An 11,433-nucleotide genomic window follows, 5' to 3' on the forward strand; every position below is an offset into this window, starting at 1 on the left:
CCCGCAACATCAAGTGCGATGAAATTTTAATGTAATTTTTTTACCCACGATAAATTCTTTGATTACTTTCGGGAGCACCGTTCTGGTGAGTTGAAGCAATTCAGTGAAACGCCTTGCTTTGAAGCAGTTTAATTGCGTAACAGGATTTCTAATGCATATGGCGGGTTCAAATAAAGGTATGGGGATGAACCTAGCGATATGATATTGTGAAGATAGCATGCTTAATAAGAATCGAGAGGTGGTGAAGGCACCAAATGAATTGTTAGAAAGTGTAGCTTACACCAGTATAAACCCCAATCGAGTATGGTTTGTAACTACCTCCTTGTTCCGTAACGGAGTTCATGAAATACCTTATTCTGGGTTCAAAGTTAAAGTCTAAAGATTTTAATATGGGTGTTCGCAGTCCGAGACCAAAGATGGCGGTATAGTTAATCTCACTTATATGCTCCATTTCACCGATTTTGTCTTTGGAATTGTTTTCTATTTTGTACGCTCCGTTTCCTATCAAAAAGTTGGTGCTCATACCGCCCGATATTGAAATGCCAACAGACTTATTAAGTAAGTCGTATCGTAAAAGGAAAGGGATTTCTATGTAATCCAACTCCTGTTGTATTTTTATTATTTCCAGTTCGTTAGCCGTAAAGGTGGCATCGCTTCGGGTATTGAGTTGTATATTGGCGCTGGATGTGGCTACTTCCTGAATTAAATCCTGTTGGGCGGAGCTTTGAAGTTTAATATTACCCATGGAATTCTTCAAATTGGCTTCCCTGCTTCTAATCCCTGCGGCTGGGGAGGCGCTGTACAGCATTTTATCAGATCGCCCAATAAGCGGATTGCTAAATTTTTGCCCTACCTGTGCATAAAAAATACCGGTTTCTATTCCCCATCTTTTTCTGGTTTTAATGTTTAGGTTTATGCCGCCTGTATACGACATTATCCCGTCCTCGTTCGCTGCTGTTGAGTTAGCATTTCCGGATGACCCGGTTTCCCGGTATGAATAGCTTGGCGAAAATTGACCCCCTATGGCAAACTGCAAAGTTCTTTTTTTATTTTCTTCCGGGTTGTCCAATGGATTGTTAATCGCTATAAGCAGATTGTTGGCGGCTTGCGTTTCCAGATCAATAATCGTATTTTGGTTTTGGGTATTAAAAAGTTGAGTCGCATCAACAGGTAATGCGTTGGCTAATTGTATATTAGCGCCGGGTTCTATTTTAGAAATAGGCACGGCATGCGGGCTTGTTGCCATCCCATCGGTTACACCGGTAGATGAGTTAATTTGTTCATTATTTACCATCCTTTCCGAAAAGCCTGTCGAAACATTTTCGGTACCGGTTTTTCCTTCGGGGTGTACAGCTTGCTTGTTGTTTTTAAAAGCCACTATTGGTGGATTCGGAGAATAGTTTGACTCCGTATCCATGTATTTCTCCTCATGGGATTCTTCGTCGGAAGAATCCTTTAAAATCATATTGTCAGTATCTTCGTTGGCTTTTTTAGTGTCTGTTCCTTTTGCAGGAATGGCGTTATCGGTAACCATTGCTTTGTTATCGATTCGGTTATTCCAGAACAAGCCGCCTAAAAACAGTAGGCCTATGATTACGGCAGCAGCTACACTCCTCCAGAAAATGATGGCTTTTTTATTTTGTCCGACGCCTTGAGCACCTCCCTGAACAGCATTCCACACATGAGCAGGCGGAACTTCCGAGAAGTGGGCAAGTCCATCTTTGAATATATGATCGATATTTTTATTCTTATTCATCTTTTGTTTCAAGCTGTTTGCGATTTTTTATTCGTTTTTTCAGCCAGTTTTTGCTTTAGTATTTTTCTGGCCCTGGATAAATTCGACTTGGAGGTGCCCACCGATATTCCCAGTGCATCTGAAATTTCCTGGTGTGATAGTCCCTCGAGAGCGTACAGGTTAAAAACAAGTTTGTATTTAGGCGGTAAAGATTCTATTAACTCAAGCAGTTCTTTTGTCGAATGTTTTGGGATTTCAGCGGTTACTTCTTCATCTTCTATCTGGAACTCCTCTATGGAATCTACCAGATAAACGAGATTTTTCTTTCGAAACGATTCAATGATCGTGTTTACCATTATTCTCCGCATCCACCCTTCAAATGATCCCTCAAATCTGAACTTATGTATGTTATTAAATATTTTTATAAAACCTTCCTGCAAATTATCCTCTGCCTCTGTTCTGTCTTTACAATATTGTATACAGACACCAAACAGCCAAGGCGAAAAGTTCTCGTATAGATTTTTCTGCGCTTGAGCACTGTTTTTCTGGCATTGTTTTATAATTTCAATTAGGTTCTCCACGCTTGTTTAATTATCCTCATTGATACTAAGTTAAAGCTTTGCGGCATTCGCTCAAAACATATATGAAGATAAAGTTTTTAGGGAAGATGGATGAAGTATGTAAAGGTTGCGTGTGGTGTAAAAGAATTAGTGACTTTTTTTAATGCGATCCATTTCCCGCTTGGCATCTTTGGTCTTGAGTGTTTCTCTTTTGTCGTGACTTTTCTTTCCCTTGGCAAGCCCAATTTCTAATTTGGCCCATCCTTTTTCAGTAATAAACACTTGAAGTGGGATGATGGTAAGTCCGGATTCTTTTGTTTTTCTGTCCAGTTTACGGAGTTCTTTTTTGTGCAATAAAAGCTTTCTTTCGCGCAACGGCATGTGGTTGTTATAGGTGCCAAAAAAATACTCGGCAATATTAAAGCCTTTTACCCAAAGTTCGTTTTTTATAAAGTAACAGTATGCCTCAACCAGGCTGGCTTTTCCCAACCGTAAGGATTTAATTTCGGTGCCCGATAATTGAACACCGGCCACGTATTTTTCCAAAATATCGTAGTCGAAATAGGCTTTTTTGTTACGTATGTTAATTTTATTTTGTTTTGACATGATGGTTGAAATAGATATGTGGTAAAATGATGGAAATGTTACCGGATGTCCTTAATATAAAGCAACAGTTTCTATAAAAATTACCGAAATAAAGTATGGTACAAACATAAGAAGCAGGCTTACTATAACCGTAAAAACGACGCGTAAGTCATGCGATTCAAATTTACCTATGCCATGGGTGGCTATCCAAACCAAATACGCGGTATAAATTCCGATGATTTGCAAAAAGTATATCTGGGGGATTAAGGCAGTTGCTATTACAATCAGGTATAAAATAATGGAATTGTAAGCTGCAATTTTAAAGGCAAGCAGTTTCAGGTTTTTGTGATAAGTTCTTACGGTGAATTTGGGGATAATCTTAAGTACAATAAAATACGAGATGTATAGCCCAAAAAAGAAAGAGGCAAACTGCGACAATGCTCTTTTTAGGGCCGTTTCAAAAGGGTATCCTTGATGCGATCCAATGTAACTCACAAAAGTAATTAACGATAGTACAGCCATATAAGGCAATACATAATTGCTTAAAATTATATTTATGTCAGACGTCTCATTGTGGATTGCTTTCCATTCTTGCTTAGGGGAAACAATCAGATTTTTAGTCCTTACAAATAAACTTTTATATTTTTCAGTTAGGCTTTCCTGCTTTTTTGTTGCCTCCATGATTTCCCTGTTTTAAACCTAAGTGCATTAAAATAATACGCACTAAATTAATTAGCTTTGCAGGGTAAAAGTAAAAAAATCGAGTCAATTAGTTTATGATTAATTCCAATAAATATAATTTAATAGTGGTATTGGGGCCAACAGCCAGTGGAAAGACCGCTTTGGCAGTGCCGTTGGCGCATCAATTAAAGGGGGAAATTATTAGTGCCGATTCACGACAAGTTTATCGAAAAATGGATTTGGGTACGGGAAAAGATCTGGAAGATTACGTGGTAGAGGGACATCAAGTACCCTATCATTTGATAGATATTGCCGATGCCGGTCATAAGTACAATGTTTACGAGTATCAAAGAGACTTTTTTAAAGCATTTGAAGATATTCGAAATAGAGGCAGGTTTCCGATAATGTGCGGTGGAACGGGCATGTACATCGAAGCCGTATTAAGTGGTTTTAAAATGATACAAGTACCTTCAAATCCAAATTTGCGCAAGGGATTGGAAGATAAATCCTTGGCGGAACTGACCAGTATATTGTCGTCTATGAAGCGCCTGCATAACAAAGCAGAAGTAGACACAAAGAAAAGAGCCGTCAGGGCCATCGAAATAGAAACCTACTATCAAAACCATCCCGAAATAGAAGTGGAGTTACCAGAACTGCGCCCATTGATAATTGGGGTTAATATTGACCGGGAATTAAGACGGGAAAAAATTACCGAACGGTTGAGATCAAGGTTGGACGAAGGTATGGTAGATGAGGTAAAAAAACTATTGGATTCTGGTGTAAATGCCGAAGATTTATTATATTATGGCTTGGAATACAAATATTTGACGCAATATGTTATTGGTGAAATATCCTTTGAGCACATGTTTGAGCGGCTGAACATTGCCATACACCAATTTGCTAAGCGCCAAATGACATGGTTTAGGAAAATGGAACGGAGCGGATTTGAAATACATTGGGTGGATGCCAGTGAATCAATCGAAAGTAGACTTGTGAAAATTAAAGATTTATTAAACGGATGAATCTTGATGTTTTTAAAATTAACACTGCTTTAAAAAATTGAAATAGCTCGATCTTAGTTTGGTCAACAAAATTAAGGTGTTCAAATATTAAAACAGTTATTTAACACAAAAATAGTATACTGGTGTAAACTATTTTTATTCAAGTCCGTAAACTATGTTACGCTGCATATAAAAGTAGACAGAACTAAGTGTATATGGACAATATAGAGTTATACATAAGCAGGATATCTAAACTTGCCAACAGAAACAAAGAGCTTAACCGCGAAATGAACGAAATTGTTGGCAGATACAATTTTATTCAAAAACAAAACGATAAGTATCTTAGCTTACTTTCCAATTTCTCGTTTGAGGATGAAGAGAAAAAAACACCCCGTAAAAAAATACATCGCTTTAAAAGGGCCTCCTTGCTTTATGCTTCCATCGAAGGATTTGATAAGTTAAGCGGTCACCCAAATGCAGAGCATCTAATGGATAAGTTGGATGAACTTCAATTAACGATGGATACGATTGCCAAAAGATACAACATATTAAAAATAAAGACCGTTGGTGATATTTTCATCTATGGAGGGGGTATGTTGGAAGAAAACAGAACCAACCCCATAGATGTTATTCTAGCTGCGTTTGAAATGCGACAGGCTGCCGTTGAAATTAACGGTGGAGAAAATAACACGGCTTTTTGGGGGTTAAACATTGGTATACATACAGGGCCTGTTTTGGCGGAACCCACCGGACGGAAATCGACACCTTACAGATTGGCGGGCGACGCAGTTAATTTTACAAGCCGGCTGGGTAAGGCAAGCTCGCCCAACATGGTTAATATTTCCGCCATGACGTATGAATTGGTAAAGGAATTTTTCACTTGCGAATTGTCAGGCGATATGCCGGTCAAATATAAAGGACTGATGGACTTGTACCATGTTGCAGGTTTATTGCCCCAGCTGGAAGATCCGGAACACAAAGGCCGGAAAAACAAGGATTTCGATGTCAAGTATTCGTTGATCCAGTTCCTGGATATCCAGGAAGAAGTGCTGGATATGATGGAGCAAAACTTGCCGGAAAAACTTTATTATCATAACATCAAACATACCATCGACGTTGTTACGGAGGTAGAACTGATTGGATGGGCCGAAGGACTTAACGAAGAAGAAATTTTAATCGTAAAGCTGGCTGCCTTGTTTCACGATTCAGGTCATGTGATCAGTTACGATGACCATGAGTTTCACAGTACGGTGATTGCCAAAAAAATGCTGAGCAAATACAACTTCCCCGACGATATGATGGATACTGTTTGCGGCTTGATAATGGCCACTAAATTTCCTCCCGAACCTCAAAATATTTTACAGAAGGTGATTTGCGATTCTGATCTGGATTATCTTGGACGAACGGACTTTATCCCGGTATCCAATATGTTATACGAAGAGCTGAAAGTGCGCAATATGATTGGCTCTTTTAACGAGTGGAATCAAAAACAGCTCACCTTTATTCGCAAGCATCAATATTATACCGATACTGCCCAAAACCTACGCGAAGTAAATAAAAACAAGCAAATAGAACGACTGGAGCGCATGTTGTCCATAGAATCAAATGCCGGATAGGCAGCTTTTTACGAATCGTTCATGATTCTTTCAGAAACGGACGTAGCGAAATCTTGGTATTTTCTTGCAAAGACTACGTAAACACCATCTTTCATTCATTTGATAAGATGGTGTTTTGTTTTGCAGGTTTCTTTCTTTATTAAAATTATCCTTACATTTAAACTGCCTTATTCACCATATTTCGACCCGGTGAAGTCGAGGGCTGGATACTCCAATAGATTTGAACGCATGAAATTTTCGCTGCTAAAACCGTTGATTTGGGTGTTGTTGTTAATCGTGATGCCATCGCTTTTGATCACGTTTTTTCAATTGAACTCTATTAGCCAGCAAGAGGAAGCTTTTGAAGAAATCTATCAAAGACAGCTTACCTCTGTTATTTTCTCCATTAATATGTATGCCGATGATGTGGTGAATCGCTGGGTGGCAGATGTAGCCGATCAAGCTAAGGTGCCGGGACGAATTAAAGAATCGGATTTCAAGGTATTATCAAACCAACAGCAATTGATAAGGGGGCTTATCTTTCAAAAATATGACAAAGATAGTTTAAAAGGAATCCATACGGTTGTAGGAGATATCTCCGACGAGTTGACGCAAGAAGTGGTTGACTCATGTAAAAATAAGATGGGAGAAATCAAGAGGCTTTTTGTATACCTGGAGAGCAATTACCATAAAGTTTTGGTTTTTGAATCAAAGCAAAAGGTGTCAACCCATTTGATGTTGTTTGTGTTGACCAATGCGAATGGAGAAAAGCTTGTAGGCGTCATTGCGGTCGATTCCGAGCGTTTTATATTGGATGTGCTGGCTCCCAGAATTCAGTCTGTTGCACTGCAAGATGTTGCCATTGGCTTGTTGCACTCACAAACACAAAAGTTGCTATATGCCAACGAAAAAGAGGTGGATTTTAAGGAAGAAGATATAAGCCAAACTTTCTGGCAGCTGCCAAGTTATTCCTTGTATCTAAAACCATTGGGAGATTCTCCTCAGGCTATCATCGAAAAAAGAAGCAGGAACAATTTAATGATTTTGGTCATTGTGGATATCGTTTTATTGCTCGGGGGGGTATTAACTTATAGAAACGTGCAGAAACAACTTCAGTTGGCCAAAATAAAATCCGATTTTGTATCCAATGTATCCCACGAAATTCGCACACCGCTTGCACTCATCAGTATGTATGCCGAGAGTTTACAGTTGAACCGTGTAAAGGGAGCGGAAAAACTTCAAAAAAGTTACCATGTTATTTTCAGAGAGGCGCAACGCCTTTCCGGAATTGTGAATAATATTCTTAACTTTTCGAAAATGGAGAGTGGCAAAAGAAAGTATGTTTTTAATTTTTTTGATTTAAACGAAAATGTAAGTGCTGTAATTGAAAGATATAAATATAGCATCCGGCAAAACAATTTGGAATTCGTATTAATTAAGGAAGGGAAGCTCAAAAATGTGTGGGGAGATAAGGAAGCCATAGACGAAGCTTTGGTGAACCTGATAGACAATGCTATAAAATATAGCATGGAGCAAAAGCGGGTAGAGATAACAACCGGAACTTCTGATGATATGGCATGGGTAGAGGTAAAGGATTCCGGAATAGGGATACCGCGAAAAGAGCAGAAGCTTATTTTTAAACAATTTTATCGGGTAACCATTGGTAATTTAGCATTCCGTGCCAAAGGATCCGGGTTGGGCCTGAATATTGTTAAACAGATTGTAGATGCGCACCATGGCAAGATAAACGTAGAAAGTGAAGTGGGAAAAGGAAGCAGCTTTAGGATTTATCTGCCAATCGCAAAGGAATAATCAATTCAACGAACGCGGACATGTCAGCCTTGTTTGCTTCTGGCTCGTCCAAGTGATTAACGGACAGTTAAATATGGAAAAAATTCTTGTAGTTGAAGACGAACCGGATATGGTTATGGGATTAAAAGACAATCTTGAGTTCGAAGGTTACGAAGTTGATGTTGCCCTGGACGGTGAGGATGGGCTAAGTAAAATATTGTCCTCAAAGTATAATTTGGTATTGCTGGATGTAATGCTTCCGAAATTATCGGGCTTTGATGTATGTAAAAAGGCACGTAAAAGTAACGTGCAAACACCTATTATATTTTTATCTGCCAAAGGAGAGGAGCTGGACAAGGTAATTGGCCTGGAGTCTGGTGCGGATGATTATATCACCAAACCCTTCTCGTTGAGGGAATTGTCGGCAAGGATTAAAGCCGTCATCCGACGTTCCTCAACACCAGTGGACAAAGGTAATATCGCTCAGGTTGAAATAGGGAATTTAAAAGTAGACTTTTCCAATTACATGGCTTATGCAGGAACCGATCAGGTGAAAATGAGCATGAAAGAATATGAGGTGTTGAACCATTTGTGGCAAAATAAAAACAGAACCGTCACTCGCGATAACCTGTTGGATGCAATTTGGGGCTACGACTTTCAGCCAACAACCCGTACAATTGATAACTTTATATTAAAATTGCGGAACAAAATAGAAGATAACCCCAATCGTCCCCATATTATTCTAACAGTTCACGGAATTGGTTATAAGTTAGTAAGTAATACGAAGGGAAATTGAATATATATCTTTGTAATATATAAAAATTCAGACGATTAGCTTCTTGATGACAAATTGATGACATCTTTTTACAAAGTATGACATGGCAGTGACACAGTAGTGTTATTGCCAGCATACATTTACAGTGTAAATAATAACAGTCATTAATCATCATAAACTAATCATCATGAAAACGATTAAATTTTTAACTCTGGCGGTATTGATTTTTTGCACAGGATTTGGAAATGTTCGGGCTGAAAAAGTTGATAAAGAAGGAACGATCAAAAAAATGGTTAAACATGTTCAGAAAGATATTAGTCGCTCTTTTCTGGATGAAGATATCAGTTTGTTTGTCGAAAATGGAAACAGAACCAAGGTATATGTGACGCTAAGAGTTTGTAACGATTGTTGTATTGTGGTTTTGGATGTTGAAGGAGCTACTGAAGAAATACGAAAATTGATAAAAGATACAATTAACAATAACAAGGTGAAGACAGATGAAATTTGTAAGTACCGAAGTTTCCGGGTTCCGTTAACTTTTGTGTACAGGGAATAGATAGGATGACCAAAAACAAATACCAAATATATGGAAGTTAGCAATTGATATAATTAACCTCACACACTTTTATTGGATAACCGAATGAGAATATTTTTAATCGTACTATTATTTTTGGGTTCACAGGTGAGTATATTGGCTCAGCAACTGCAGCAGATAGAATCGTTGCAGGGGTCATGGAATTTTAGTGTTGGGGATGATATGAGTTGGCGTTTGCCCTCGCACGATTTTTCAGGCTGGGACAAGATATATATCCAAAACAGTTGGGAGAGCCAGGGCTACGAAGGCTATAATGGCTATGCCTGGTATAAAAGAAAGGTGGAAATCCCCGATGTTTCCCCAAAGGACAAAATTATATTAAAATTAAATCGTATCGACGATGCCGATGAGGTTTATTTTAATGGTACACTAATCGGGAAAACCGGAAATTTTCTTCCCAATCCCGTTTCTGCCTATTCCGAAGAAAGACACTATGAAATTCCGGTAAGTTTGATAAATCAGACAGGTGCCAATTTAATTGCGGTTCGTGTCTATGATTTGTATTACGAAGGAGGTATTCTGGGAAGCGTAGGATTGTATAAGGATGCAACGGCCCGTTACTTTTTAAAAGATCTTTCGGGTAACTGGAAATTCAAAGCAGGAAATAACGATAGTTACAAGGGTTTCGAATACGACGATAGAAATTGGGAAGTCTTGAGGGTACCCGGAAAATGGGAAACTCAAGGTTATCGCTTTTTAAATGGATATGCCTGGTACCGGAAAACATTTAATTGGGATAGATCGACTTCGGGAGGTGATGTTGTGGTGGTATTAGGGCGAATAGACGACAAGGACATAAGCTATTTAAATGGCCAAAGAATTGGTTCCGTGGACGAAATGAGACGAGGCTCCTATTTTGCAGATAAGGAGGACTATCAGACCCTAAGAGCTTATCGTATTCCAAGCAGTAAACTTAACAGTGGTAAAAATGTACTGGCCATAAGAGTGTGGGACGATAGGTATGATGGGGGAATTTACGAGGGGCCGGTGGGAATAATGTCGGTTGAGGCGTTCGATAACTATTTTTCGGAGTACGAGAAGAGTAAGAATATATTTGAACATTTTTTAGATAATATTTTAGATTGATATGTTTAAAAAACAACTGGTTATATCGCTTTTGAGTCTATGTACGTTAGGTCTGTATTCACAAGGCCAGGATTACAAAACCTTGAATCATCTGTCGGGAAAGTGGAAGTTTTCTTTGGGAAACAAATCGGATTGGAAGGATAGGACGTTTGACGATTCGGAATGGGACGACATACGTGTCCCATCGTCCTGGGAGATGCAAGGCTTTAATGGCTACGATGGTTATGCCTGGTATCGCAAGGAAATTAATATTCCCGAAGAATATCGGAAAGAATCGCTGGTATTGGAGCTAGGGTATATCGATGATGTGGATGAAGTTTTTTTTAACGGACAAAGGATAGGCGGTTCAGGAAAGTTCCCACCATATTATACCACAGCATATAACGCGCATAGGTTATATGCCATACCCGAACAATTGATTTATTTTAGCGGGCATAATGTAATTGCGGTTAAAGTGTACGACGACCAGATGGAGGGCGGGATAAACAGGGGCAATGTTAGGTTGTTGGCCGAAAAAAGACCTTTAAAACCATTTTTGAACTTACAGGGAGAATGGAATTTCAGAACCGGAGATAATCTGGAGTGGCGATATGACAATGGTGATGGCAAAGAGTGGGGTAAGATCTACGTTCCGGGTACCTGGGAAAACCAAGGTTATAAGCGCCTGGATGGATTTGCCTGGTATCAAAAAACATTTGTTGCAAACGATAATTTCGAAAACGACAGGGTGGTATTGCTGCTGGGAAAGATTGACGATTTGGACGAAGTTTTTATCAATGGAATTAAAATAGGCCAAACCGGTTTCCTTGAACCCGGAAACAGACAGGGCGAATATACAAAAGCCTACACACAATTAAGAGGCTATTTGGTGCCTGAAGGCGTTATTGAAATGGGCAAAAAAAATTCCATTCAAGTGCGCGTATCCGACTTTTATCTGGAAGGTGGCATAACCGAGGGCCCAATAGGGTTTATTACACAAACCGATTATATCAGCTATTGGAGAAAAAAGAAGGAAAATCGATAGAATAG

The 11,433-nt window shown here is 39.0% G+C and carries 11 protein-coding genes; 7 read left to right on the top strand and 4 right to left on the bottom strand.

Annotated elements, in window-relative coordinates; all coding sequences use genetic code 11:
* Nucleotides 1–262: 262 nt before the first annotated feature.
* From ACRD64_RS24540 to ACRD64_RS24555, 4 genes are all read right to left on the bottom strand, one after another.
* Nucleotides 263–1,756, bottom strand: coding sequence for an outer membrane beta-barrel protein (locus ACRD64_RS24540; protein ID WP_430937154.1), 1,494 nt, complete (start codon nucleotides 1,754–1,756; stop codon nucleotides 263–265).
* An 8-nt stretch (nucleotides 1,757–1,764) separates the two neighbouring features.
* A complete protein-coding gene (locus ACRD64_RS24545; protein WP_430937156.1) occupies nucleotides 1,765–2,316 on the bottom strand; it encodes an RNA polymerase sigma factor in 552 nt (183 codons plus the stop codon).
* Nucleotides 2,317–2,442: 126 nt separating this feature from the next.
* Nucleotides 2,443–2,901, bottom strand: coding sequence for an SsrA-binding protein SmpB (gene smpB, locus ACRD64_RS24550; protein WP_430937158.1), 459 nt, complete (start codon nucleotides 2,899–2,901; stop codon nucleotides 2,443–2,445).
* Between the two features lie 51 nt (nucleotides 2,902–2,952).
* Complete coding sequence (locus ACRD64_RS24555) at nucleotides 2,953–3,561, bottom strand: Yip1 family protein (RefSeq protein WP_430937160.1); 609 nt, start codon at nucleotides 3,559–3,561, stop codon at nucleotides 2,953–2,955.
* Between the two features lie 95 nt (nucleotides 3,562–3,656).
* Here ACRD64_RS24555 and miaA point away from each other — a divergent pair, with 95 nt between their 5' ends.
* The 7 genes from miaA to ACRD64_RS24590 all read left to right on the top strand — a co-directional run bounded on the left by miaA (nucleotide 3,657) and on the right by ACRD64_RS24590 (nucleotide 11,428).
* A complete protein-coding gene (gene miaA / locus ACRD64_RS24560; protein ID WP_430937162.1) occupies nucleotides 3,657–4,583 on the top strand; it encodes a tRNA (adenosine(37)-N6)-dimethylallyltransferase MiaA in 927 nt (308 codons plus the stop codon).
* 194 nt (nucleotides 4,584–4,777) lie between these two features.
* Complete coding sequence (locus tag ACRD64_RS24565; RefSeq protein ID WP_430937164.1) at nucleotides 4,778–6,178, top strand: adenylate/guanylate cyclase domain-containing protein; 1,401 nt, start codon at nucleotides 4,778–4,780, stop codon at nucleotides 6,176–6,178.
* A gap of 228 nt (nucleotides 6,179–6,406) precedes the next feature.
* The gene (locus tag ACRD64_RS24570; RefSeq protein ID WP_430937166.1) at nucleotides 6,407–7,969 is read left to right on the top strand and encodes a sensor histidine kinase; all 1,563 of its coding nucleotides are present in this window, start codon (nucleotides 6,407–6,409) and stop codon (nucleotides 7,967–7,969) included.
* Nucleotides 7,970–8,042: 73 nt separating this feature from the next.
* Nucleotides 8,043–8,744: a response regulator transcription factor gene (locus ACRD64_RS24575; RefSeq protein WP_430937168.1), complete on the top strand. Its 702-nt coding sequence runs from the start codon at nucleotides 8,043–8,045 to the stop codon at nucleotides 8,742–8,744.
* A gap of 166 nt (nucleotides 8,745–8,910) precedes the next feature.
* The gene (locus ACRD64_RS24580) at nucleotides 8,911–9,279 is read left to right on the top strand and encodes a hypothetical protein (protein WP_430937170.1); all 369 of its coding nucleotides are present in this window, start codon (nucleotides 8,911–8,913) and stop codon (nucleotides 9,277–9,279) included.
* Nucleotides 9,280–9,363: 84 nt separating this feature from the next.
* The gene (locus ACRD64_RS24585) at nucleotides 9,364–10,404 is read left to right on the top strand and encodes a beta galactosidase jelly roll domain-containing protein (RefSeq protein WP_430937172.1); all 1,041 of its coding nucleotides are present in this window, start codon (nucleotides 9,364–9,366) and stop codon (nucleotides 10,402–10,404) included.
* A 1-nt stretch (nucleotide 10,405) separates the two neighbouring features.
* Nucleotides 10,406–11,428, top strand: coding sequence for a sugar-binding domain-containing protein (locus ACRD64_RS24590; protein WP_430937174.1), 1,023 nt, complete (start codon nucleotides 10,406–10,408; stop codon nucleotides 11,426–11,428).
* Nucleotides 11,429–11,433: the final 5 nt, after the last annotated feature.

It is taken from the genome of Saccharicrinis sp. 156 (assembly GCF_050589685.1).
Taxonomy (GTDB): domain Bacteria; phylum Bacteroidota; class Bacteroidia; order Bacteroidales; family Marinilabiliaceae; genus Saccharicrinis.